Below are 24,493 nucleotides of genomic sequence, written 5' to 3'. Positions count from 1 at the left end.
TCCCCATAACAATAAGGTAGCAGTATGGACATTACAGAACTCCTCGCCTTCAGCGCCAAACAGAACGCTTCCGACTTGCACCTCTCGGCCGGCCTGCCGCCCATGATCCGGGTCGACGGCGATGTGCGCCGTATCAACCTGCCGCCGATGGAGCACAAGCAGGTGCACGGTCTGATCTACGAGATCATGAACGACAAGCAGCGCAAGGACTACGAAGAGTTCCTGGAAACCGACTTCTCCTTCGAGGTACCCGGTGTGGCCCGCTTCCGTGTGAATGCGTTCAACCACAACCGCGGCGCCGGCGCCGTATTCCGGACCATTCCTTCCAAGGTACTCACCATGGAAGATCTGGGCATGGGCCAGGTGTTCAAACAGATCTCCGATACCCCGCGCGGCCTGGTACTGGTCACCGGCCCCACCGGTTCCGGTAAGTCCACCTCGCTTGCGGCGATGATCGACTACATCAACGACAACAAGTACGAGCACATCCTTACCGTCGAAGACCCGATCGAATTCGTACACGAATCCAAGAAATGCCTGGTGAACCAGCGGGAAGTCCACCGCGATACCCACGGCTTCGCCGAAGCACTGCGCTCCGCACTGCGTGAAGACCCGGACATCATCCTCGTGGGTGAGATGCGTGACCTCGAAACCATCCGCCTGGCACTCACCGCCGCAGAAACCGGCCACCTGGTATTCGGGACCCTGCACACCACCTCAGCCGCCAAGACCATCGACCGTGTGGTAGACGTCTTCCCGGCGCAGGAAAAGGCCATGGTGCGCTCCATGCTGTCGGAATCCCTGCAGGCGGTGATTTCCCAGACGCTGCTCAAGCGCAACGGCGGCGGCCGTGTTGCCGCCCACGAAATCATGCGCGGCACCCCGGCGATCCGTAACCTGATCCGCGAAGACAAGGTTGCGCAGATGTACTCCGCGATCCAGACCGGCGCCAGCGTCGGCATGCAGACCATGGACCAGTGCCTGCAGGATCTGGTGGAGCGCCGCGTGATCAGCCGTGAGTCGGCGCGCGAGAAGGCCAAGATGCCTGAGAATTTTTAAAGTTTAACCCGGGCTTTGGGGGACTGGATCCCGGCTCAAGGCCGGGATGACGAAACGTTAGGGAAAAGGCTCGACCAGAGAGCTGCACAGCTAACGAAGTGCAAACAGTCGAATTGAAGGCGGGGTACCGGGGCGGGGTTTCAGGATCGTCGGCAACAGGGATGTTGCCGACGAAGCGTACAGGGACGTATTCGCTGGGGGGCGCCTAGCCCGGTCCTGAAACCCCGCCCCGGTGCCCCGCCGCCGCCGGCCAAGAAAAGAACACGAGCCGGGGCCTGTTAAATACACGCGAAACAATCAGCGGTAATAAAAAATGGAAATCGAACGCCTCCTGCAACTCGTCTCCGAAAAAGGCGCATCTGACCTCTTCATCACTGCTGGCGTACCGCCGTCGATCAAACTGCACGGCAAGGTCGTCCCGGTCAGCACCACGCCGCTGACCCCGGAAAAGGCCCGCGAACTGGTCGTCGGCATCATGAACGAGCGCCAGAAGCGCGAATTCGTTGAGCAGAAAGAGCTGAACTTCGCCATCTCCGTGCGCAACGTCGGCCGTTTCCGGGTATCCGCTTTCTTCCAGCGCAACCTCGTCGGCATGGTACTGCGCCGGATCGAAACCAAGATACCCACCATCGACGGCCTCGGCTTGCCCGAGCAGCTCAAAGAACTGGCCATGACCAAGCGCGGCCTGATCATCTTCGTGGGCGCGACCGGTACCGGTAAGTCCACCTCGCTGGCCTCCATGATTGGCCACCGCAACGAAAATTCGAAGGGTCACATCATCTCCATCGAAGACCCCATCGAATTTATCCACCAGCACCGCGGCTGTATCGTTACCCAGCGCGAAGTCGGCCTCGATACCGAGTCTTTCGAAACCGCACTGAAAAACACCCTGCGTCAGGCGCCCGATGTCATCCTGATTGGTGAGGTGCGCTCCCGTGAAACCATGGATCACGCCATCGCCTTCGCGGAAACCGGTCACCTGTGCCTGTGTACCCTGCACGCCAACAACGCCAACCAGGCGCTGGACCGGATCATCCACTTCTTCCCTGCGGATCGCCACCAGCAGCTGTGGATGGACCTGTCCCTGAACCTGCAGGCCATGGTCGCCCAGCAGCTGGTGCCGACGCCAGACGGCGACGGCCGCCGCGCCTGTCTCGAGATCATGATCAACACCCCGCTGATGTCGGACCTGATCCGCAAAGGTGAGGTGCACAAGATGAAAGAGCTGATGAAGCGCTCCGTCGAACAGGGTATGCAGACCTTTGACCAGGCCCTGTACGAACTCTACGACCGCGGCGAAATCACTTACGAAGACGCCCTCGCCCACGCCGACTCGGCCAACGACCTGCGCCTGATGATCAAGCTCAAGTCCGAGTCCGACGCCGAGTATCTCAACAGCGCCGCCGACGAGCTGAGTATCGCCAGCGACACCGATGTTGGCGGCGGCCCAAGCATCTACTGATCCCACTCTCCCTGTAGGAGCCTGCTTGCAGGCGAATCCGAGCGAGCGCTGAGCTCGCTTCGAAGCCCAGCCAGGGAAGGCCGGGCAGGACTCGCCCCATGGACGGTTGCTTGCGAAATTGGTCCAATTCGCCTGCAAGCAGGCTCCTACGCGCTCCAAACAGGAACCCCCACTGTGAAATTTCTGGAACTGGAAGTCCGCACCGCACTGATCGTGCACGGTTTTGATGAGCACAACCGGGAAGTTATCGAAGAAGTGAATGAGCCCAACTACATGACCAAGCTCATCACCATCGAACGCATCCAATCCATCAGCGAACAATATGTTCTGGTGACCGGCTCACATGGCCGCATCATGTACTGGGAGTATCGCGGCAACATGGCAGAACTGCGCGATCGCCTGGAAAAAGCCGGGCTGATGCTGCCGTGAACAAAATCGCCCTGATTACCGGTGGCAGCCGCGGCATCGGCGCAGCCACCGCACAGTTACTCGCCGAGCGCGGTTACGACCTCTGTATCAGCTTTCGCGAGCGCGAGGCTGAAGCACACAAGGTCATCGCCGCGTGTGGCGAATTTGGTGTACGCGCCATCGCCGTACAGGCCGATATTGCCGATGAAACCGATGTGGTCAGACTTTTTGGGGAAATTGACCGGCAACTGGGCCCGCTGACGGCACTGGTCAATAACGCCGGTATGCTGCTGCAGCAAACCCGAGTGGAAGCGCTTACCGCCGAGCGCATCAACCGAATTTTGCAGACCAACGTGACCGGCACCCTGCTCTGTTGCCGCGAGGCGGTCAGACGAATGTCCACTACCCGAGGGGGAGCCGGTGGAGCTGTCGTCAACGTCTCTTCCGGCGCGTCCCGCAGTGGCTCGCCCAACGAATACGTCGACTACGCGGCAAGCAAAGGTGCCGTCGACTCCCTGACCATCGGACTGAGCAAAGAGGTTGCCGCTGAAGGAATTCGCGTGAATGCCGTGCGCCCGGGACTTATCCACACCGATATGCATGCCGACGGTGGCGAACCCGGGCGCGTCGAGCGACTGGCACCACGTATTCCATTGGGCCGCGGTGGTCAGGACACAGAAGTGGCCGCGGCCGTGGCCTGGCTACTCAGCGACGAAGCTTCTTTCTCCACCGGTACATTCATCGATGTGACCGGTGGACTCTAGTTCGGAAACACCCACATGATGGGCTTTAAGGTATTTACGCCGCTTGTGTTCCTGCTGGGCACGCTGCTGCTCTCCGCCTGTACGGAATCACCACACGCAGACCGCATATTTATTAATGGTGACATCTTCACCATTGATGACAGTAGCCGGGTTGCCAGTGCGCTCGCGGTCAAGGATGGCAGGATCCACGCCATCGGTAGCCGTGAAGACATCGCCGCGCTCACCGGTGCACACACGGAAACCATCGACCTCAAGGGCAAAGCCCTGCTGCCCGGTTTTATCGCCGTACACGAACACCCAGCCATCAGCGCTGTGTTTCGCAATTTTGTTGATATGAGCGGTTTCCAGCATCGCACCGCCGCAGAGGCCTGGCAGGCACTGGAACAAGCGATAGCCGCTGCACCGCCGGGCGAATGGGTTTACGCCATGGGCCTGGATCCCGTTTTACTCAAAGGATTGCAGTTACCGGATCGGAATGGCCTCGACGAGATGGCACCGCACAATCCGGTATTCATCCTCGCCCAGAGCATGCATACCGCCTGGGTAAATTCTGCCGCGCTGGCGGCAATGGATATCGATGAGCAGTCACCGGCCCCGGGGGAAGGCTCCTACTACGGCCGCGATGACAGCGGCCGCCTCGATGGAACCCTGGTAGAGAAGCCGGCACTCGAACCCTTCCTGGCGGTGCACAAGAATCCGCTCAGGGTTACCAAGGCCTATACCAGTGTTCTGAGCGATTTGCGCAATGCCGGCTACACCAGTGTTGCCTCGCTCGGCTTCAACATGCCTGCCTAGCTCGCGCAGTGGGCATCCCTGGAAGGTCTGCAGCCCCGCATCCGCCAGTTTTTCTATTACCGCGGGAACAACCTGAACAAACTGTCGGGAAGCCCGGAAGATAATGGCGATTTTTTCCGCGTGCGCGGCGCCAAGTTCTGGTACGACGGTTCGCCTTACAGCGGCAGCATGGTGGTGGAGCAGCCCTATCTCGACAGCCAGCTGGCCGAACAACTGGGCATCGCCCACGGCAGCCACGGCGAACCGGTGATTACCGAGGAGGCACTGCGTACCCAGTTTCAGGAATTGAATGACCGCGGCTGGCAGATTGCCACCCATGTGCAGGGCGATCTCGCTGCGCAGGAATACTTAAACATTCTGCAGCGGGTGTACGAGAGCCTGCCCGAGTCGCAGCAGAAGGAATTTGTCACACGTAGACACCGCCTCGAACACGGACTTCTGCTCAGCAAAGAAATGCTGCCGGCGTTTGCCAAACTGGGGATTTCACCGAGTTTCCACATCAACCATATCTACTACTATGGCGATGCACTGAACACCGAATTGCTCGGACGGGAACGCAGCCAGGAAATGCTGCCGGTAAAGAGTGCATTTGAGCTCGACATGCACCCCACCCTGCACTCCGACAGCCCGATGTTCCCGGCGGAGCCGTTCAGCCTGATGCAAACCGCAATCACCCGTCGCAGCCGCGAGGGCACCGCCATCGGTGAAGCAGAAGCCCTGTCACCCATACAGGCACTGCGCTCGATGACCATCAATGCGGCCTGGCAACTGGGTATGGAAGGGGAGATCGGCAGCCTGGAAGCAGGCAAACGTGCGGACCTGGTCATCGTCGATCGCAATCCGCTCAACACACCGGTAAACGAGTGGCGGGATATCCAGGTTGTGCAAACGATTCTGGATGGCAACTGACCGCGTCAGGCCAGTTCGCTGATGCGCTCTTTCAATGCCCCCAGCAGCCTGCGGCTGACCTGTGGCTCGACATCTGTGCCGTCCAGCTGTACCTGATAGCCACTGGCGACCTTGCGCAGCCCGGCAATGTAGTCGACCGCTACCAGCGCATTGCGGTGCACGCGCACAAAGCGCCCGCTGAACTCACTTTCCAGCTCTTTCAGGGATTCGTCCAGGATCGTCTCGCCGCGGCTGTGATGGGCAATGACGTACTTGTCTTCCGCAACAAAGCAGCGGATATCATCCACATCCAGCAGCTGTACGCCGCGACGGCTCACCGCCTTGATCTGGCGGCGGCCGCCGGGCTGACTGGCTGTAGTTTCAGTCCTGAGTTCCTGAGCCCCGGTTTTTAACTGGGGTTTGCTCAGTCTTCGCGCCTGGGCAATCGCCTGTGCCAGTTGTTCCACATTGACGGGCTTGAGCAGGTAACCCGATGGAGCAACCGCAAAGGCAGGGAGCGCAAACTCGTCGTGGGCGGTGCAGAAAATGATGGCGGGTGGATTTGGGCGGTTGGCAATCTGTTCAGCGAGCTGTAACCCGTTGTCTCCGGGCATCTCGATATCCAGTAACAGCAGGTCCGGGTCGAGTGAATCCAGCTGTTGTAACGCGCTTTCCCCATCGGCAGCTTCTCCCAGCAGTTGGCAACCATCAATAGCCTGCAACTGGCGGGCCAGTCTGGCCCGCGCCAGTGGCTCGTCGTCGACGATCATCACTCCGAGAGTGGTCGGCGCACTACTCACTGAACCGCCTCCTCTCTGACCGCCGCCCGTGCCGGCTCATTTGTTGATCGGGTTTTCAGCGGCAAGCGCAGTTCCACCCGGTACTCACCGTCGTGGACACCGGCCGAGAACCGGAAGCGATTGCCGTAAAACGCATTGAGACGCTGGCGAACATTTTCCATCGCCATACCGTTGCCGCGGTGGGTCGCGGGACGATTTTCCATCTCAGAAACTGCTATAGGATTTTGAATCGACAATAGCAGCTCGCTTTCGCGGCTGCCAATGACATTTTGACGAATGGTTATTTGAACGGTGCCACCGGCGCGCAGCCGGGCAACGCCATGCAGAACCGCATTTTCCAGCAGTGGTTGCAGCAGCATGGACGGCAACTGAGCCTGTTCCGGTAACTCACCAATGTGCCATTCCTGTTGCAGGCGATCACCGAGGCGCAGGGACTCAATTTCCAGATAGCGCTTTGCCAGCGCAATTTCCTGCTCAAGAGGGACCAGTTTTGAGTCTGCGAGCGATGCACGAAACAGCGCAGAAAGATCCTCGACCAGTTTTTCCGCCCGCTCTGCATCCACCGCAATCAGGCTCGCCAGACTGTTCATACTGTTGAACAGAAAGTGTGGGCGAATGCGCGATTGCAGTGCATCGATACGCGCCCCCAACTCCGCCTGCTGCTGGTTGTGCAATTGCTGCTGCACATAGGCGTAGCGCAATACCACGCCGGCACAGATAGCCCCCACCAGCAGGTTCGCCAGCAGATCCCAGTAGTCGATCCCGGCTCCCGCCAGATCCGCCATCCACCAGTGTTGGGCAAACAGCACCGTCGACAGCACCCCCAGTACAGCGGCGAAGCTCAGGGCGGCCGCCAGCTTGTGCGATAGACGGGAAAGGAATGGGCGCAAACGGCACAGCACGGCCGCAGAAGGCAGGATGACCCACTGGATGGTCAGGGAAACCAGTCCCAGGCGCTGCCAGTTGAACGGGTGCAGGCCGTCGAGGGAGAGCACCAGTACCAGCGCCAGCAGCTCGCCCATCAGCACCAGTACCGCGATAGCCGTTACACTGCATAAATCGGGCAGGAATGGCGCCGGGCCGCCAACGTCCGGGCGCGCAGAATCTTTGCCTGAGGGGGCAATTTTACGAATTTGCTGCGCTATAATGCCCGCCGCTTGCGCGGGCCGGGAAGATGTCATACCACTTTATCTTTGTTCTGGACTCGCTCTTCAAGCAGTGAAGATACCGCCATCGCTGGCCCAGTTCCACTTCCCGTGATCGAGCCAGTGACCCGTTTCCCATTCAGACCAGAGGCAGCATGAGTAACGACAACGCATCCGCAAACAACAACCAGAACCCCGCCGCCAAACTCTGGGGTGGGCGTTTCAGTGAGGCCACCGACGCCTTTGTTGAGCGTTTCACCGCGTCGGTCATGTTCGACCAGCGTATGGCGCTGGAAGACATCCAGGGTTCCCTGGCGCACGCGCAGATGCTGTCGGAAGTGGGCGTACTGACCGCCGACGAATTTACCCAGATCGAGGGCGGCCTCAAGGACATCGCCGAAGAGATCAAGGCCGGCGAATTCCCCTGGTCGGTGGAGCTCGAAGATGTGCACATGAACATCGAGTCCCGCCTGACCCAGCGCATTGGCGCCACCGGCAAGAAACTGCACACCGGCCGCTCGCGCAATGACCAGGTCGCTACCGACATTCGCCTGTGGCTGCGCAACCGTATCGACCTGATCGCGGCCGAGCTCACCCGCCTGCAGACCGGCCTCGTGGACCTCGCGGAACAGGAAGCGGACACCATCATGCCCGGCTTCACCCACCTGCAGAGCGCGCAGCCAGTCACCTTCGGCCACCACCTGCTGGCCTGGAACGAAATGCTGACCCGCGACTACGAGCGCCTTATGGACTGCCGCAAGCGCGTCAATCGCTCGCCGCTGGGCGCCGCCGCCCTGGCCGGCACCAGCTACCCGATCAACCGCGCGCGCACCGCCGAGCTGCTGGGCTTCGACGCCCCCACCGAGAACTCCCTGGACTCAGTGAGCGACCGCGACTTCGCGATCGAATTCTGTGCGTTCGGTGCCCTGCTGCTGACCCATCTGAGCCGTGCCAGTGAAGAGCTGGTGCTGTGGACTTCCAGCCAGTTCAACTTTATCGACCTGCCCGACCGCTTCTGCACCGGCTCCTCAATCATGCCGCAGAAGAAAAACCCGGATGTACCGGAACTGGTGCGCGGTAAAACCGGCCGCATGAACGGCCACCTGATTGCCCTGCTGACCCTGATGAAGAGCCAGCCGCTGGCGTACAACAAGGACAACCAGGAAGACAAGGAACCACTGTTCGACGCCGCCGACACCGCGCTGGACTGCCTGCGGGCCTTCGCCGATATGGCGCCGGCGCTGAAGCCGAAGAAAGAGAACATGCTCGCCGCCGCCGCCAAGGGCTTCTCTACCGCCACCGACCTGGCAGACTACCTGGTGCGCAAGGGCGTGGCGTTCCGCGACGCACACGAGATCGTCGGCCAGTCCGTAGCCTTCGCGATCGAAAAAGACTGCGACCTCGCCGATCTGAGCCTCGCGGAACTGCAGAAGTTCTCCGATGCCATCGGCGACGACGTATTTGAAGTACTCACCCTGGAAGGCTCCGTGGCCGCCCGCGACCACATCGGTGGCACCGCGCCGAACCAGGTGCGCGCAGCCTGTGGGCGCGCGCGCAAGTTGATCGCTTCCCGTTAATCAGGGGAGCGCGGGCCGCAAGGCCCGCCGTGATCCCGGCTCAAGGCCGGGATGACACGTAGGTGATTGGCCTGCCCCCAGCTTTGTAAACCCCTCGTCATGCCGGACTTGATCCGGCATCTAGCGATACTGGCGCAGGACCCCAGTGCAGCCCAATCGCCAGCAAGCAGGCTCCTACTGTACACATATACTTTCACGGCACTGCGCCACAACTCGCCAGAATTCATCCCGCCTTCCGCCACTATTCCACTTCGGTAACCCGCTAGACTCAGCCCGTTCACAGGGAGAGTCGCCATGCGCAAATATCTACTTTTTGCTATCGCCGCATTCAGCATCGCGGTCTACCTCACCAATGCCTCCTGGCTTGCGGAAAACCGCAGCGGGAAACCCACGCTGATTTCACATCGGGGCATCTACCAGACGTTCGACCAGGTGAACCTCGGTCGCGACGAATGCACCGCAACCCGGATTTACCCGCCGGAACACGAATACCTGGAAAACACCCTGGCCTCCATGCACGCAGCTTTCGACGCCGGGGCGGATATTGTCGAAATTGATGTTCATCCCACCACCGATGGTGAGTTTGCGGTCTTTCACGACTGGACCCTGGATTGCCGCACTGAAGGGATCGGCGCGACCCGCGACCACCCGATGCGCTATTTGAAAACCCTGGATATCGGTTACGGGTACACCCATGACGGCGGCAAGACCTATCCATTTCGCGGTAAGGGCGTAGGGCTGATGCCGACACTGGAAGAGGTATACCGGCAATTCCCGGACAAGCAATTTCTGGTCAATATCAAGGGGGGACGGCCCGAGGAAGGGAAGCGGCTGGACAATTACCTACGCAAGCGGGATTTGCCACCGCGAGGCAATTTGCTGGTCTATGGCAACGAAAAGGTCATGGAGCAAATCCGCGTGTTACGCCCCAATGCCTGGGCATTCAGTCGCGACAGTGTCAGACATTGTACCTACCGCTACCTTTTCCTCGGCTGGACCGGCTATGTACCCGAGGCCTGCCGGAATGGTGCCGTGGTCGCACCAAATACCTGGCAGTGGGCACTCTGGGGCTGGCCAAACCGGTTTATGCAACGCATGGAGGACGCCGGCAGCCTGGTGATGGAGCTGGATTTCGAAGTCCGTGGGCGCGGTATGCATGGAATTTACACACCCCAGCAATTGGATTTTCTACCGCCAGACTATCGCGGAGCGCTTTGGATAGAGAAGATCGAAGTAATTGGGCCCTACGCGGGCGACAAGTTCAGCCACGATAGCACCCGACCACGGTAGGACTTTTGCAGGGCGCTATCCGCGAGTATGTGTTTATTCCCAAGCCGTTCTGCGTCAAGTTCCCGGTTGAGTAAAGCGCTCAGCCAACCAGTTGCTCATCAGGTTCAGTGCTTTGGGGGCAATGGTTTCCTGGATTGCCCCGTACTCAGTCACAACCCCCGTTTCAGCAGTCTGGAACAGGTGATTCAGGCCTTCCAGCTCTACAATCTGGAAGTCGCCATGCTGACTTGCACTGAGCGCCTTGCGTATCCCGGAAAGATTCTGTTGTGCAGAAACCTGAATATCCAGACTGCCATTGAGTGCCAGTACCGGCATGTTCAGCCCCTTGATATGGGGCTCGGGATCAAATTTCAGGAAATATCTGAACCAGGGGGAAGCATAAGTTTGCGCCAATGCGGCGACCTGACTGTCAATGTCACTCGGATTAGAGACTTCCGTCGTGCGGGATATTTCTCGCAAAGACTCAAGCGTTTCTGAAGTAAGGCTTTCTCCCGAGGACAATTGATTGATCTGCTCGAAGACAGACCGGTCGAGCCGGCTTATCTTGTTCAGGTTCGACTCTTGAACACCCAATGAGCGGAAGATATTCATCCGTTGCTCAATATAGAGGTCGATGATTTCAACTCCGGGGGCGGCCATCATGATGACAAAGGCAAGATCGTCCCGCTGGCTTGCCACCATCGGTGCAATCATTCCGCCTTCACTGTGGCCTATCAACCCGATGGACTGGGACGGAATATCCTCCCTGCCCTGCAAGTAGTCCACCGCAGCACTGATATCCCCCGCAAAATCCGCCGAGGTCGCCGTCGCAAAATTACCTGAGGATTGCCCCACCCCGCGATCATCCAATCGGAGCACAGCGAAACCCTTTCTGGTCAGATGGTCTGCAATCACCGCGAAGGGCTTGTGCCCGACAATAGATTCATCCCGGTCCTGGGGGCCAGACCCGGTAATCAGGATGGCAGAGGCCTTGATCTCACCCTCAGGCCGGGTCAGGGTCCCTGCGAGGGTTATATCTGCTGCCTTGTTGAGAACTTGCACCTCTTCCACTTCATATGGAAAAGGCGCCACCGGTGTCTGGGGACGGACGAGCTCGCCTGCCTGCCCGGCGGATGGGGTGTGGCGAGAAAGTTCCAGTTCGATCGGCTGTCCCTGGCTAAACGTCCCGCGAATGATTCCATGCTGAGAATCGAGCATTCCGCGATAACTGGCTTGCAGGCTGGCGATCTCGAATTCCAGCCTGTTGCCATCCACTTCGACACTGGACATGGGAATGGCAAACGCACCTTGTGCGGGTGAATCAAGCGTACCCTGCCACTTGTCTGCTGAGTGCTGCAGGTGAATGACGAGTGGCAACTGTATCGCGGAACTGACCTTCAACGTACCGCTCCAGTCGCCCCCAAGCTCCGCGGCATTTCCTGTCAGGGCGAGCTGGGCGAGGACAATGCCCGCCAACAGTCGCTTTATATTCTCAATCCAATTTTGACTCGCCATGCTCAATCCTTGAGTTTGGTAAAACTTCGTTTTGGGAGCGGCTCCAGTCGCTAGAGTCCCAGCGACATCGGAGCGCCCTGCTGTTCAGTCAACACTCGATCCAGCAGTGTCGGCAGGTCTTCACCGGTAGTTGTGCACTTCCAACCCGGGTTTTCGAACTTGAGGTGGTAGCCACCGGAGCGCGCCGCCACCCACAACTCCTGTACCGCACTCTGGCGCGACAGGATTACCTGGGTGCCGTTGTCTTCCAGGGTGATGGTGAGCACCGCATCCGCGCGCTCGTAATCCATATCCACATCGCAATTATCGAGGGCGTCCTCGATCGCAATCAGGGTTTCTTCGATGGCGGCGTTGTAGGCGGTTTGCGAGGCGGCCTGGCTCATAATCTGGTTACTTCTGTTACTGTGTTGCTTAAATGCTTGGGCCGCTATACTAGCAGGCTTTTCCAGTCTTTTTCGTCGCAGACAAACCCATATGCCAACCCCTATGAAAGCATTGTTGATTCCCCTGGTTCTCCTGCTCGGCGCATGTGGCCAAAAGGGCCCGCTGTACCTGCCGCAGGATCCGGCACAGCCCGCATCCGCCGCTCCCGCCCCGGCGACTGCGCCAACCGGAAGCAGTGAGAGTGAGAAAACCGGGGAAAAAGCGGACGAAAAGGACAACTCCCAGCAACACACGGAAGCAGAAGCAGTATCCAAATGAGTGAATTCCATTATCAGCAAGGAAGCCTGTGGGCCGAAGGTGTAAGCCTCGAACAGGTCGCCAAACAGTTCGGCACCCCCACCTATGTGTACAGCCGCGCGCATTTCGAACGCCAGTACCAGTCCTACGCCGATGCCCTCGGCGAGCACCCGGGCCTGATCTGCTACGCGGTCAAAGCCAACAGTAATTTGGGCATCCTGTCCGTGCTGGCCCAGCTGGGTGCGGGCTTCGATATCGTCTCTGCCGGTGAACTCGAGCGGGTTCTGATGGCGGGCGGTGATGCCTCCAAAGTCGTGTTTTCCGGTGTGGGCAAAACCGCGGCGGAAATGCGCCGCGCGCTGGAAGTGGGCGTGCACTGTTTCAATGTCGAGTCCGAAGCGGAACTGGAGCGCCTCGACGCGGTGGCCGGAGAGATGGGTGTGATTGCGCCAGTGTCCCTGCGGGTAAACCCGGATGTGGACGCCAAGACCCACCCGTATATCTCCACCGGTCTGAAAGAAAACAAGTTCGGTATCGCCATTGAGCGTGCGCCGGAGGTCTACCGCAAGGTAGCAGCATCGGCGAACCTGAACGCCGTGGGCGTGGACTGTCATATCGGCTCACAGCTCACCGAAATCGCGCCCTTCCTGGATGCGCTGGATCGTTTGCTGGTACTGATCGACCAACTCGCGGAAGACGGTACCGTGCTCAAGCACCTGGACCTGGGCGGCGGCCTGGGCGTGCGCTACCGCGGTGAAGAACCGCCCGAAGTGAGCGATTACCTGGGCGCAGTGAAAGAAAAGCTGGCCGGGCGTAACCTGGCGCTGGTGCTGGAACCGGGCCGCTCCATTTCCGCCAACGGCGGTGCGCTGCTGACCCGGGTCGAATTCCTCAAGCGCACAGAGGAACACAACTTCGCCATCGTCGACGCCGCCATGAATGACAACCTGCGCCCGGCCCTGTACCAGGCCTGGCAGGATATTGTTACCGTGACGCCAAGCAATGGCGAAACCGAGAGCTGGGACATCGTCGGCCCCGTATGTGAAACCGGCGACTTCCTCGGCAAGCACCGGTCGCTGGCCCTTGAGCCAGGGCAACTGCTGGCCATGCTGTCTGCCGGCGCCTACGGTTTTACCATGAGCTCCAACTACAATTCCCGCACCCGCGCCGCGGAAGTGCTGGTGGATGGTGACAAGACCTATCTGGTCAGGGCCCGCGAGTCCTTCGCCGACCTGGTACGGGGCGAAACCACCGTACCCGCCAAAGACTGATAAACGAAAACAACAAACAGTTAGGAAACCAATCGATGCGGCTGAAATTCACCAAAATGCACGGGCTCGGCAATGACTTCGTCATGCTCGATGGCATCACCCAGCGCATCAAACTGTCGCCGGAAAAGATCCGTTTTATTTCCGATCGCCACACCGGAATCGGCTTCGACCAACTGCTGCTGGTGGAAGCCCCGCGCAATCCCGATATGGATTTCCGCTACCGGATCTACAACGCCGACGGCAGTGAAGTGGAGAACTGCGGTAACGGTGCACGCTGCTTCGCGCGCTTTGTGCGCGATCGTCGCCTGACGGCCAAGGAACAGATCCTGGTGGAAACCGCAGGCGGGGTTCTCGAGCTCAAAGTGCAGGAAGGCGATCAGGTGGCGGTCGACATGGGCGCGCCCATTCTCGAGCCCAAAGAGATTCCCTTCGAAGCCGATATCCAGGCGGAGACCTACCCGCTGGAAGTCGGTGGCGAGGTGTATAACGTCGGTGCCGTCTCCATGGGCAACCCCCATGCGGTGCTGCTGGTGGAAAATGTGGACAAGGCGCCAGTAGAGACGCTTGGCGCGGCCATTGAACACCACCCGCGTTTTCCCGCGCGGGTGAATGTGGGTTTTCTGCAGATCGAATCCCGTGACAAGGCCCGCCTGCGGGTATTTGAACGCGGTGTGGGCGAGACCCGCGCCTGCGGCACTGGCGCCTGCGCCGCCATGGTGTCCGCGCGCCTGCGCGGCCTGGTGGATGAAGAGCTGAAAATCACCCTGCCCGGTGGCACCCTGACAATCCACTGGCCGGGGCCTGGCGCGCCGGTTACCATGACCGGACCCGCAACCGCGGTATATCACGGACAGATAGTGCTCTGATAAAGACTGCCTGGAATCAGCGAAAGAACAAATGACCGACCACAGCGATGCCTCTCTAATCGACAACGCCGTCGAGGCCAGCCTGGAGAAACAGGAAGCCTCCGACAGTGAAAACCTGCGCAACAAGAAATTGCTGGCACGGCAGGTGGCGCGCTACCTGATCCAGAACCCCTCTTTCTTTGCCGAACATATGGATCTGCTGGAAACAATCCAGCTGCCGAAGGAAAACGGCAAGACCGTGTCGCTGATGACACACCAGACCAACCTGTTGCGCGAGCGCAATATCGAGATGCGCCAGCGCCTCGACCAGCTGCTGCAAAATGCCCGCGACAACGACCAGCTGTTTATGAACAGCCGCCGCCTGGTACTCGCCTTGCTGGAAGCACGCACCGTCGCAGAGGCCGGAAGCGCACTGCTGAGCAGTTTCCGTGACGATTTCGGTGTGGAGTTTACCGCGCTGACCCTGTTCGGCCCCCTGCCCGGGTCCGCCAGCAAGCTGGGGGACGTTCGCTGCAGCTCGCGCTCCGGCGCGGAAACAGCCATCGGCTCGATCCTGCGTAACGGGCGCACTGTCTGCGGCACCCTGCGCCCGGCGGAGACCGCCTACCTGTTCGGCAATACCGCCGACCAGGTCGCCTCCGCCGCCGTGATTCCACTGGCGGACCAGCTCGGTGTGCTCGCGGTGGGCTCCAGCGACCCGAACCACTACCGCTCCAGTCTGGGCACGCTGTTCCTGTCCTACATCGGTGAAATTCTCGAGCGCCTGCTGCCAAACCTGCTGGCACGGAGCTGAGCATCGTGCAGCTCGCAGCAGCAACGGACGCCTTCCTGCTGCACCTGCAGCACAAGAACCTCTCTTCCCACACCCTTTCTGCCTATCGCCGCGACCTGCAGAAAATGCAGCAGCTGGCGGACGGGGAACAGCTCAATGATCTGCGCGAGCTCGGCGAAATGCGCCTGCGCAGCTGGCTCGCCCACCTGCACCGCGAAGGGCTGGGTCCCAAGAGCCTGCAACGGTGGCTGTCCGCGGTGCGTACCCTGTTGCGTTTCTGTGTACGCGAGGGTTGGCTGCCCGCCAACGTGGCGGAAGGGCTTCGAGCACCCAAAGCTGACAAAAAGCTGCCCAAACTGCTGGACGTGGACGGCGCCGCTCAGTTTGTGGAAAGCCCCACGAATGAGGCCGACGACGACCTGCTGGCAGTGCGGGACGCCGCGATTATGGAGCTGTTCTACAGCAGCGGCCTGCGCCTGTCAGAACTCACGGCGCTCAACTGGCCGGATCTCGACCTGGGTGCAGGCGAAGCCCGGGTAACCGGTAAGGGCAATAAAACGCGACTGCTGCCAATTGGTCGCCACGCGCGCCAGGCACTGCAAGCGTGGCGCCGGCAGGCTCCCGCCACCCTGGGCGACGAACGCGGTCAGGAACCAGTATTCACCACCGCCAAAGGCAAGCGCTTGAGCAATCGTGCGGTACAGGCGCGCCTCAGCTACTGGTCCAAGCGCGGTGGCGCCGAGCAGCGGGTACACCCGCATATGCTGCGCCACTCTTTTGCCAGCCACATGCTCGAATCCAGCGGCGACCTGCGCGCGGTGCAGGAACTGCTCGGCCACGCGGATATCAGTACCACCCAGATCTACACCCACCTGGATTTCCAACACCTGAGCCGGGTGTACGACAGCGCACACCCACGGGCGCGGAAGTCCGGCGACGATTAGGGTTTCTGGCGGAAAAGTTCAGGCGAAGGGTAACCGGGACAACGTTTTGGAAGGAAGAAACTGAACCCCGGCCATGACCGGGGCGATACCTCAACTGGCATCCTGCCGGCGCAATACCGGCACTCAGAATTTCAGCGCGTTCAGATCGGCCTGCTGCCGTACTTCGGTTGTGGCTTGCGTGGCGGATCTGCGGTGACCTCTGGTGCTATCTCGTTGATGGCGCCGCCGCCGGCGAGGAACGCCTCGACTTCAGAACTGAGTTCGCTGCGGGCCCGCTGGCGGGAGGTAACGGTGCGCTCTTCACCAAACTCTTCCGAGTCCTTCGAACGCGTGGTGGATTGCTCGTCTTTCATGTCACTGTACCCTGTAACTTGATACCCCTGTTACAGAGGAAGAACCCCTGTGCCGCGTCACTGCGGCGACATATTTATAGGCAGTGTCTGCGCAGCCTGCCAGAAAAGGTTCCTCGTTTCGGTAGAGTATTTTTTACCAATTTATGCAGGATTTATTGCAGTTGGTTATGCTGTTTTTTACGCCACGTAAAAAACGCTCTTTCTCACCGAGAATTTCGTGTGACACGACTGGAATGCAATCCTTACTGAGCCAGATTGCGGGCACAAAAAAGCCCCGCATGCGGGGCTTTGCAAAACACTGTGATCGGAGATTCGATCAGACCGCTTCGCTACCGGTTTCTCCGGTACGGATACGGATCACTTCTTCCAGTGCCGTGATGAAGATTTTGCCGTCACCGATCTTGCCGGTCTGCGCGGCTTTGGTGATCGCTTCAACCGCACTGTCGACCATGCTGTCGTCTACAGCCAGTTCCAGCTTCACCTTGGGCAGGAAGTCCACGACGTACTCGGCACCGCGGTACAGTTCAGTGTGTCCTTTCTGACGACCAAAGCCTTTCACTTCGGTCACGGTCATGCCCTGCACGCCGACTTCAGACAGCGCGGTGCGCACATCGTCAAGTTTGAAAGGCTTTACGACAGCCGTAATCAATTTCATCTACTTATCCTCTGTATTTGTCTTTCTGGCACCGGCCCGTCTATGGCCGGCGCCGGAAAAATCTTGCTGCCGCCGATACCTGCTGCGCAGTACTGCACCGGCGGCTCCTCTCTATGAGCGATTATTTGCTCATGAATTCCGGATAAGCTTCCATTCCGCACTCGACCAAGTCAACACCCTGCTGCTCTTCTTCTTCGCTTACGCGAATGCCGGTGATCAGCTTGAGGGCGAACCAGACTACGAAGGAGGCGGCGAATACCCAGATGAAGATGGTAGCGGCGCCGATCAGCTGGCCAGAGAAGCTGGAACCACCGTCTTCAGTCAGCGGGTTGGTCACTGGCACCAGCATCAGGCCCAGGAAGCCAACGACACCGTGCACAGAGATGGCACCAACCGGATCGTCGATTTTCAGCTTGTCCAGGGTAATGATGGAGAAGACGACCAGAACGCCACCCAGTGCGCCGAACAGGGTCGCCTGCAGGGCAGTCGGGGTGGAAGGTTCAGCGGTGATCGCTACCAGGCCTGCCAGCGCGCCGTTCAGCAGCATGGTCAGGTCGGCTTTGCCGAACAGGATGCGACCGGTGATCAGCGCAGCCACAGCGCCGCCGGCAGCCGCGGTGTTGGTGTTCAGGAACACCATGGCAACGGAGTGTGCGTTGGCCGCGTCGCCCAGTTTCAGCACGGAACCGCCGTTGAAACCGAACCAGCCCATCCACAGGATGAAGGTACCCAGGGTAGCCAGCGGCAGGTTGGCGCCCGGAATAGCGTAAATTTCGCCGTTCGGACCGTATTTGCCTTTACGTGCGCCCAGCAGCAGTACGCCAGCCAGAGCAGCGGCAGCACCTGCCATGTGCACGATGCCGGAACCGGCGAAGTCGGAGAAGCCCAGTTCGTCCAGCTTGTACATGCCGAAAACTTCAGCGCTGCCCCAGGTCCAGGAACCTTCCAGCGGGTAGATAAAGCCGGTCATAACCACAGCGAATACCAGGAAGCTCCACAGCTTCATGCGCTCGGCCACGGCACCGGAAACGATAGACATCGCGGTAGCCACGAACACTACCTGGAAGAAGAAGTCGGAAGCGCCGGAGTAAACGGAATCGCCATCGAAGCCGTTCTCCGCGGAGCTCGCCAGTACGCCCTCGAGGTCAAACGCCTCGATACCAGACAGCAGCCAGCCGCCGTCGTACATGATCGCGTAACCTGTCACCAGGTACATGATGCTGGCAATGGCAAACAGCGCCACGTTTTTGGTAAGGATTTCCGTGGTGTTCTTGGAACGCACCAGGCCTGCTTCCAGCATGGCAAAGCCCGCTGCCATCCACATGACCAGTGCACCACACACCAGGAAATAAAATGTATCAATTGCGTACTGCAATTGAAAAATTTGATTTTCCATTTTTCGCTCCGTTTAACCCAAAATTTCCCGAGTTACCCCGGTTGTTCATTCGTAAGATGAATTCGTCGTTATTAAATGGCCGCGGTACCGGTTTCCCCAGTACGAATGCGGATCGCCTGCTCGAGATTGGCGACGAAGATTTTGCCGTCGCCAATCTTGCCGCTCTGCGCGGCACTGCCAATCGCCTCAAGCACGCCGTCGACCTGGCTGTCGTCGACAGCGATCTGCAGCATGGTCTTGGGCAGAAAATCCACCACATATTCCGCGCCGCGATAGAGTTCGGTATGGCCTTTCTGACGCCCGAACCCTTTGACTTCACTGACGGTGATGCCGCTGACACCGGCTTCTGCCAATGCGTCGCGCACAGCGTCCAGCTTGAAAGGCTTGATGATTGCGGTTACCAGTTTCATGGTCTCCCCCCTGTTATAAAGGCCCACCCCTGAGGGCAGGCCCGGTTATCTGGATTACCAGCTGTAGGTCGCGCCCGCCAGAATGGTCGGCTCACACCAGTCGGTGTAGAAACACTCGGCGTCGCTGACATCAGTACCTACCAGCGAAGCGGACAGCCCGAGGCCACCGAACTCCTTGCTGACGGAGACTGAGTAGTCGATGTAGGAATCGGACTCACTCAGGAAAATTTCGTCATCAAACAGGTTGAGACCGGCACTCAGGTCCAGCGCGATGTCATTGGGCAGCGCGAAGGAGTAGGCACCACTGAAGTAATAAAACTCACCAGACTGAAGCCAGTAGTCGTCCGAGTAGGCAAAGCCAACACTCAGGTCGCCAAAGCTCAGGCTGCCGTAGATTTCCTGATAGTCCTCGTCCTGGTCACTGCCGTGGTAGGCGTAGTAGATGTAGCCCACGTCGTAGCCAACACCACCAGCGGTTTCACCGGCGTAACCGCCGTAGAAGTCCTGCTCGAAGTCGGTTTCGTCAGCGCCGTAGTTAAAATCCACCTGAGACGCCCAGGTACCCAGATAGAAACCGTTGCCCATATCCAGATCCAGGCCGCCCTGAATCGCCGGGCCGGTGTCAGTCTGGGAAATACCGCGGAAGCGGTAATCGCTCACAACACCCACATTAGCGCTGAAGCTCGGACCGTCTTGGGCCACGGCAGCGCCACTGAAAATCGCCATGGCCAGCGCGCTACCCGCGACAAGCCCGTTGACAGTAGTGGTCACACATTTATTGGTTTTAATTCCCACTTTGGTTCTCCTGGTTCTCGTTCGTGAAACTGCTTGTTTATTTTTATTAGCGGCTTCGACAACGCCGGGGGAGCCGGCACCCGCCGCGCTCGCCTGAGTACCTCGGTGAAGGTTGGTTCCCTGCCTTCACGGTCAGTGCGATTTGCCGATTACTACTTGCAGAGTTAGTGCCAACTATGAGAACTGCGTTACAAATCAATGAGTTAGGCCATTTTTTTGCACCTTGAGCGGGCTGCGGAGGAGGTGCGCGAAGAATCTGCGCAATAACGGTGCGCACCAAAATGGAACCTGCACCGCAGGTGTGCACCAAGTGAAAACTTCGACCGGTATTGCGTACCAGAAAGGGGCACCTTGTGGCGCCTTGGTGGTAAAAGCCCACTGCGGTACTATTTCTCACCATCAAAAATCGATTTATTAGCGGAGAATTGCGCTTGGCTGCGGACAAATTGCAACAGTTACTCAACGAACTGCGTCAACAGGGGGCGGTGATCACCGGTGACCTGCAGGACGCACTTGCCGTCGCTCTGGGCAAACTGCCCCTGGTCAGTCAGCGGGAATTCGACATTCAGGCGGCGAAACTGCAGCGGGCAGAGGAAAAGCTCGCGCAGCTCGAAGCCCAGGTGAAGGAGATGGAAGCGCAGCTGGACCGCGACACCGACTAAGGCCTCGGCCACTCATCAGGATTTCAGGGAAGAAATTTGAACTTATCAATTACCTATGCCCGCGCGCAGCTGGGCATCGACGCACCACTGGTGACGGTGGAAACCCACCTCGCCAATGGCCTGCCCGCATTCAACATTGTCGGCCTGCCGGAAGCGGCGGTAAAAGAAAGCCGCGACCGGGTACGCAGCGCCATCATCAACAGTCACTTCGAATTCCCCCAGCGCCGTATTACGGTCAACCTGGCCCCCGCCGACCTGCCCAAGGCCGGAGGGCGCTACGATCTCGCGATTGCCCTGGGCATCCTCGCCGCCTCGGGACAGGTACCCGGCGAGCAGCTGGAAACCTACGAATTTATTGGCGAGCTGGCGCTGTCAGGAAGCCTGCGCCCCATTCCCGGTGCCCTGCCCGCGGCGATGGCGTGCCGGGACAGCGGGCGCACGCTGGTGGTCGCCGCCGGGTCCGCCGCCGAAGCCGCCCTGATCGATACGCCGATTAAGGCCGCGTCCTCCCTCCTGCAGGTCTGCTCGCAACTGCATGGCCGCGAGCCGCTGCCCGCCGCAGAACGGGATATCCCGCCGGTGGATAACGATTGTGCAGATCTTGCCGAAGTGCGCGGGCAGCTGAAGGCCCGCCGCGCGCTGGAAGTGGCCGCCGCCGGAGGCCACAACCTCTTGTTTTATGGCCCCCCGGGTACCGGCAAGACCATGCTCGCCAGTCGCCTGCCCGGGATACTCCCGGCGCTGAGCGAACGAGAGCTGATCGAAGTCGCCGCGCTCTATTCCAGCGCTGGCCTGGCGCGGATCCAGCAACGTCCGTTTCGCGCACCCCATCACTCCGCCTCCCCCACGGCACTGGTCGGCGGCGGCAGTACCCCGCGCCCGGGTGAAATCAGCCTCGCCCACCGCGGTGTCCTGTTTCTGGATGAAATGCCGGAATTCCCGCGCTCGGCGCTGGAGATCCTGCGGGAACCACTGGAGAGCGGAGAAGTACGCATCTCCCGCGCCCGCGCGCAGGTGACCTTCCCGGCGGATTTCCAGCTGGTGGCAGCGATGAACCCGTGCCCCTGCGGCTATCTCGGTGAAACCCGCTGCCGCTGTACCCCGGATCAGATCGACCGCTACCGCAACAAGCTGTCGGGACCATTGCTTGATCGCATCGATATGCAGGTGGAGGTGGCGAGTATGAGCGCGGCGCAGTTACAGGAGGCACCGCCCGGGGAAAGGTCTGCCAGCGTGCGCGAACGGGTGGCAATGGCACGTACACGGCAGTTGGATCGGCAGGGAATAATCAATGCGGAGTTAAAGGGCGCAGCGCTCGATACACACTGCGCCTTGGGTAATGCGGAAAGTAATCTGCTGCGTGCGTCGGTGGAAAAACTCGGGTTGTCAGCACGCAGCTATCACCGCGTGCTGCGCGTCGCGCGCACGCTAGCCGACCTGTGCGGAGAGGAGCGTATCGGCACTGCGCAGATTGCCGAGGCCTTGGCGTACCGCAATCTGGATAGAAAGCCGGTCGTTCCGGTTTAGCCCACTTTCCTGTAGGAGCCTGCTTGCAGGCGAATGGATCGCACTCCGGAATATTCGCCTGCAAGCAGGCTCCTACAAGGGGTTTGCGAGGCGATATAGGACGTGCTCTTGCATCGGATGCCCCTGCGGCAACGCGGGATGCAGAAAATTTTCGTCCTGCTGCATACCGAGTTTTTCCATTACTGCGCGCGATCGGAAATTACCGGGCACGGTGAAAGAGACAATTTCCGGCAGCTCCAGTTGTTCAAAGCCAACCTGCAAACATGCCCGTGCTGCCTCGGTGGCAAACCCGTGGCCCCAGGCATACGTGGCCAGTCGCCAGCCGATTTCCACTGCCGGTGCAAATGGCATATCGGCGGTTACATGCTTTATCCCCACAAAGCCGAGAAATTGGCGGTCTTGCAACCGCTCCACCGCCCAGAAACCCCAGCCGTATTGTTCAATATGCGCAATCTGCCGGTCGATGCCCGCATCGCTTTCTTCCCGGCTCAGTAGTCCGGGAAAATATTCCATCACCTTCGGATCCGCATTCATTGCGGCAAAGGGTTCGCGGTCGCAGTCACGCCACTGGCGCAACTGCAGGCGGGTAGTTTTGGGCTCGATCAAGTGCGACATGAATCAGTGCCTGCGCTGCTTTTCGATCTGTTTTTCCAGCTGGATCTGCGCATTCGCGGAATAATCAGCGCAGTCCATTTTTTCTTTCTGCACCGCACTGGCTCCATATTCCCAACCGCTGGCAGCCGGGTGCGGCGTCAACAGCAGGTCGCAGGGGAGATCGCGTACTTTGGCAAAGCTGAGACGGAAGTCGTGCAGGATTTTCGGGTAGCGCGGGTTTTCCAATAATTGGTAACCGGGCGCGGTGAGACTGTCCACATAGGCAATTTTCACTTCCCGGCCATCGCGGGTATCGCGCCAGGTCCAGGCCATGCTGCCCGGTGTGTGGCCGGGGATGAAATGCACCGTCAGTTGTATATCACCCAGTTTCACGATTTCACTGTCGAGCAGATAGCGGTCCACTGTCACAGGAGGAAACAGTGGTCCATCACCGAAATGGATATCGCCGGCGCCGCCGTTCGCCAACAGGTGGGCAGACTCGGCATTGCTCACAACTTTTGCCCCGGTAGCGTGTTTCACCGCTGCCAACGGACCCGCGTGATCAGCGTGCGCGTGACTGTGCAGGATCCATTTCAGCTGTCCCGCCGTCACCCCCAGCTTACGCATATTAGCCAGCAGGTGATCCGCAGACTGTGGCATCCCGCCATCAATCAGTAGCGCACCTGCATCGGACTTTATCAGCAGCGCACTCAGGCCGCGGGTTCCGATCTGCCAGGTGTGATCGGCAATCTGAAGTGGTTCCACGGGTGTCCGCCAGGACTCTGGCACTTCATAGCCCTGCAGTTGCGGCAGCGGAGCCTGTTGCGCATCGGCAAACGCAGCAATGCCTCCTACACACAGAGCCAGCAAGCCGCGCAGTCCGAACTTCCCTCGCATATCAGCGTTCCATTTCCATTGTCTGATCCAATATTCCAGTTGCCGGCGCCGTCAGGTAATCACACCCGCGCAGCCAATCGCCGGGCTCCGGGTAATCCGTCAAACGGAACCCCAGTTTTTCGTAGAGCGCACGCGCGGCGGTATTGTTTTGCAGTACAAACAGTGAGGTCTGCGTTAGCTGGAGGGCATCCCTGCCGTGCGCCACCAGCTGCAGGATCAATTGCCGCCCCACCCCGCCCCCACGCGCCTGCGGGGCCACAACCAGGCGGCTCAGGTGGCAGTGATCGAGCCGGTTATAGTACTGCCCAAAAGCCAGCATCGCGCCACTCTGGTCCAGCAGTACAAAGCTGGGCAGCTTCTGCCACAGACTATCCTCGGCAAAACTCCGGGCATCAAACGGGTAGCGGAACGGTGGGCCACCCCACTGACGGCACTCGGTAGCCGATGTAAACCAGCACATCAGTTCAGCAATATGGCGTTCGGTACACGGTGTGAAATGCAGCGGCGACCTTGGCATCATCCAGCTCCTCTATTTTTTACGCTTGGCCTGCATCAGCCAGCGATCCAGCTGATCGGCAAAGGCCTTGCGCTCCTGCTGGCCGAGGGGCGGAGGACCGCCAGTGTGCACGCCGCTGGAGCGCATGGTTTCCATAAAGTCGCGTATATTCAGGCGCGCACGCACATTGGCTTTGGTGTATCGCTCGCCACGGGGATTCAGCGCACTCGCGCCCTTTTCAATCACTTCGGCCGCGAGTGGAATATCCGCAGTGATGACCAGATCTTCTGCTGTGCAGCGCTGCACAATTTCATTGTCCGCGACATCGTAGCCGGCTGTGACCTGCACGGCGCGAATAAAGCGCGACGGCGGCACGCGGACATATTGGTTCGCGACCAGTGTCATCTCGGTCTCGGTGCGCTCGGCGGCGCGAAACAGGATTTCCTTGATGACGACAGGACAGGCATCGGCATCGACCCAAATACGGGACAT

General features: G+C 59.5%; 26 protein-coding genes and 1 pseudogene. 14 read left to right on the top strand and 13 right to left on the bottom strand.

All coding sequences use genetic code 11. The features are described from left to right. Window positions 1-24: 24 nt before the first annotated feature. From LC093_RS18875 to LC093_RS18855, 5 genes and pseudogenes are all read left to right on the top strand, one after another. On the top strand, window positions 25-1,059 hold the full coding sequence (locus LC093_RS18875; protein WP_226668572.1) for a type IV pilus twitching motility protein PilT: 1,035 nt from the start codon (window positions 25-27) through the stop codon (window positions 1,057-1,059). Between the two features lie 313 nt (window positions 1,060-1,372). Beyond that, window positions 1,373-2,521, top strand: a complete 1,149-nt coding sequence (locus LC093_RS18870; RefSeq protein WP_226668569.1) for a PilT/PilU family type 4a pilus ATPase — start codon at window positions 1,373-1,375, stop codon at window positions 2,519-2,521. A 174-nt stretch (window positions 2,522-2,695) separates the two neighbouring features. Further along, a complete protein-coding gene (locus LC093_RS18865) occupies window positions 2,696-2,950 on the top strand; it encodes a hypothetical protein (protein WP_226668567.1) in 255 nt (84 codons plus the stop codon). Continuing rightward, window positions 2,947-3,693 (top strand): SDR family oxidoreductase, encoded by a 747-nt coding sequence (locus LC093_RS18860; protein ID WP_226668565.1) that lies wholly within the window; start codon window positions 2,947-2,949, stop codon window positions 3,691-3,693. Before LC093_RS18865 ends, LC093_RS18860 begins: the two co-directional genes overlap by 4 nt. Before the next feature lie 15 nt (window positions 3,694-3,708). Beyond that, window positions 3,709-5,397, top strand: a pseudogene (locus LC093_RS18855) (amidohydrolase). Between the two features lie 5 nt (window positions 5,398-5,402). Here LC093_RS18855 and LC093_RS18850 read toward each other — a convergent pair. Continuing rightward, window positions 5,403-6,176, bottom strand: a complete 774-nt coding sequence (locus LC093_RS18850; RefSeq protein ID WP_226668564.1) for a LytR/AlgR family response regulator transcription factor — start codon at window positions 6,174-6,176, stop codon at window positions 5,403-5,405. Continuing rightward, window positions 6,173-7,357, bottom strand: coding sequence for a sensor histidine kinase (locus LC093_RS18845; protein WP_226668563.1), 1,185 nt, complete (start codon window positions 7,355-7,357; stop codon window positions 6,173-6,175). The genes LC093_RS18850 and LC093_RS18845 overlap by 4 nt, the downstream gene beginning before the upstream one ends. A gap of 119 nt (window positions 7,358-7,476) precedes the next feature. Between LC093_RS18845 and argH the strand changes: the two genes are divergently transcribed. Further along, window positions 7,477-8,898 carry an argininosuccinate lyase gene (argH, locus tag LC093_RS18840; RefSeq protein ID WP_226668561.1) on the top strand — a complete coding sequence of 474 codons (1,422 nt, stop codon included), beginning with the start codon at window positions 7,477-7,479 and terminating at the stop codon, window positions 8,896-8,898. A 294-nt stretch (window positions 8,899-9,192) separates the two neighbouring features. Then, window positions 9,193-10,188, top strand: a complete 996-nt coding sequence (locus tag LC093_RS18835; protein WP_226668559.1) for a glycerophosphodiester phosphodiesterase family protein — start codon at window positions 9,193-9,195, stop codon at window positions 10,186-10,188. Window positions 10,189-10,242: 54 nt separating this feature from the next. Here the strand turns inward: LC093_RS18835 and LC093_RS18830 are convergent, their stop codons facing one another. Together LC093_RS18830 and cyaY are read right to left on the bottom strand one after the other, a co-directional pair. After that, on the bottom strand, window positions 10,243-11,682 hold the full coding sequence (locus LC093_RS18830) for an alpha/beta hydrolase family protein (RefSeq protein ID WP_226668557.1): 1,440 nt from the start codon (window positions 11,680-11,682) through the stop codon (window positions 10,243-10,245). A gap of 50 nt (window positions 11,683-11,732) precedes the next feature. Continuing rightward, on the bottom strand, window positions 11,733-12,065 hold the full coding sequence (cyaY, locus tag LC093_RS18825; protein ID WP_226668555.1) for an iron donor protein CyaY: 333 nt from the start codon (window positions 12,063-12,065) through the stop codon (window positions 11,733-11,735). Between the two features lie 103 nt (window positions 12,066-12,168). Here cyaY and lptM point away from each other — a divergent pair, with 103 nt between their 5' ends. From lptM to xerC, 5 genes are read left to right on the top strand one after another with little or no spacing between them, the layout of a single operon-like run. Next, a complete protein-coding gene (lptM, locus tag LC093_RS18820; RefSeq protein ID WP_226668549.1) occupies window positions 12,169-12,384 on the top strand; it encodes an LPS translocon maturation chaperone LptM in 216 nt (71 codons plus the stop codon). Beyond that, entirely contained in the window at window positions 12,381-13,634 is a 1,254-nt protein-coding gene (gene lysA / locus LC093_RS18815) for a diaminopimelate decarboxylase (RefSeq protein ID WP_226668544.1), read from the top strand. The genes lptM and lysA overlap by 4 nt, the downstream gene beginning before the upstream one ends. Window positions 13,635-13,669: 35 nt before the next feature. Then, window positions 13,670-14,500, top strand: coding sequence for a diaminopimelate epimerase (dapF, locus tag LC093_RS18810; protein ID WP_226668543.1), 831 nt, complete (start codon window positions 13,670-13,672; stop codon window positions 14,498-14,500). Between the two features lie 31 nt (window positions 14,501-14,531). Beyond that, on the top strand, window positions 14,532-15,293 hold the full coding sequence (locus tag LC093_RS18805; RefSeq protein WP_226668541.1) for a DUF484 family protein: 762 nt from the start codon (window positions 14,532-14,534) through the stop codon (window positions 15,291-15,293). Window positions 15,294-15,298: 5 nt separating this feature from the next. Continuing rightward, window positions 15,299-16,216: a tyrosine recombinase XerC gene (gene xerC / locus LC093_RS18800; RefSeq protein ID WP_226668539.1), complete on the top strand. Its 918-nt coding sequence runs from the start codon at window positions 15,299-15,301 to the stop codon at window positions 16,214-16,216. Window positions 16,217-16,356: 140 nt separating this feature from the next. On the opposite strand, the gene LC093_RS18795 is transcribed toward xerC, so the two are convergent. From LC093_RS18795 to LC093_RS18775, 5 genes are all read right to left on the bottom strand, one after another. Next, on the bottom strand, window positions 16,357-16,569 hold the full coding sequence (locus LC093_RS18795) for a hypothetical protein (protein WP_226668537.1): 213 nt from the start codon (window positions 16,567-16,569) through the stop codon (window positions 16,357-16,359). Window positions 16,570-16,885: 316 nt separating this feature from the next. Further along, the gene (locus tag LC093_RS18790; protein WP_043319767.1) at window positions 16,886-17,224 is read right to left on the bottom strand and encodes a P-II family nitrogen regulator; all 339 of its coding nucleotides are present in this window, start codon (window positions 17,222-17,224) and stop codon (window positions 16,886-16,888) included. Window positions 17,225-17,345: 121 nt separating this feature from the next. After that, window positions 17,346-18,620: an ammonium transporter gene (locus LC093_RS18785; RefSeq protein ID WP_226668534.1), complete on the bottom strand. Its 1,275-nt coding sequence runs from the start codon at window positions 18,618-18,620 to the stop codon at window positions 17,346-17,348. 71 nt (window positions 18,621-18,691) lie between these two features. After that, a complete protein-coding gene (locus LC093_RS18780) occupies window positions 18,692-19,030 on the bottom strand; it encodes a P-II family nitrogen regulator (protein ID WP_226668531.1) in 339 nt (112 codons plus the stop codon). Between the two features lie 54 nt (window positions 19,031-19,084). After that, complete coding sequence (locus LC093_RS18775) at window positions 19,085-19,825, bottom strand: TorF family putative porin (RefSeq protein WP_226668529.1); 741 nt, start codon at window positions 19,823-19,825, stop codon at window positions 19,085-19,087. Window positions 19,826-20,256: 431 nt separating this feature from the next. Here LC093_RS18775 and LC093_RS18770 point away from each other — a divergent pair, with 431 nt between their 5' ends. Both LC093_RS18770 and LC093_RS18765 read left to right on the top strand, forming a co-directional pair. Then, window positions 20,257-20,487: an accessory factor UbiK family protein gene (locus tag LC093_RS18770; RefSeq protein WP_226668526.1), complete on the top strand. Its 231-nt coding sequence runs from the start codon at window positions 20,257-20,259 to the stop codon at window positions 20,485-20,487. A 36-nt stretch (window positions 20,488-20,523) separates the two neighbouring features. After that, window positions 20,524-22,014: a YifB family Mg chelatase-like AAA ATPase gene (locus LC093_RS18765; RefSeq protein ID WP_226668524.1), complete on the top strand. Its 1,491-nt coding sequence runs from the start codon at window positions 20,524-20,526 to the stop codon at window positions 22,012-22,014. 72 nt (window positions 22,015-22,086) lie between these two features. On the opposite strand, the gene LC093_RS18760 is transcribed toward LC093_RS18765, so the two are convergent. From LC093_RS18760 to LC093_RS18745, 4 genes are read right to left on the bottom strand one after another with little or no spacing between them, the layout of a single operon-like run. Next, entirely contained in the window at window positions 22,087-22,629 is a 543-nt protein-coding gene (locus LC093_RS18760) for a GNAT family N-acetyltransferase (RefSeq protein WP_226668515.1), read from the bottom strand. A gap of 3 nt (window positions 22,630-22,632) precedes the next feature. Then, on the bottom strand, window positions 22,633-23,505 hold the full coding sequence (gene bla / locus LC093_RS18755) for a subclass B3 metallo-beta-lactamase (RefSeq protein ID WP_226668511.1): 873 nt from the start codon (window positions 23,503-23,505) through the stop codon (window positions 22,633-22,635). A 1-nt stretch (window position 23,506) separates the two neighbouring features. Continuing rightward, on the bottom strand, window positions 23,507-24,025 hold the full coding sequence (locus LC093_RS18750; protein ID WP_226668508.1) for a GNAT family N-acetyltransferase: 519 nt from the start codon (window positions 24,023-24,025) through the stop codon (window positions 23,507-23,509). A gap of 9 nt (window positions 24,026-24,034) precedes the next feature. After that, window positions 24,035-24,493: a YaiI/YqxD family protein gene (locus tag LC093_RS18745; RefSeq protein WP_226668505.1), complete on the bottom strand. Its 459-nt coding sequence runs from the start codon at window positions 24,491-24,493 to the stop codon at window positions 24,035-24,037.

The sequence above is a fragment of the Microbulbifer aggregans genome, from assembly GCF_020524005.1.
Classification (GTDB): Bacteria; Pseudomonadota; Gammaproteobacteria; order Pseudomonadales; family Cellvibrionaceae; genus Microbulbifer; species Microbulbifer aggregans_A.
This window is presented reverse-complemented; position numbering and strand designations above follow the sequence as displayed.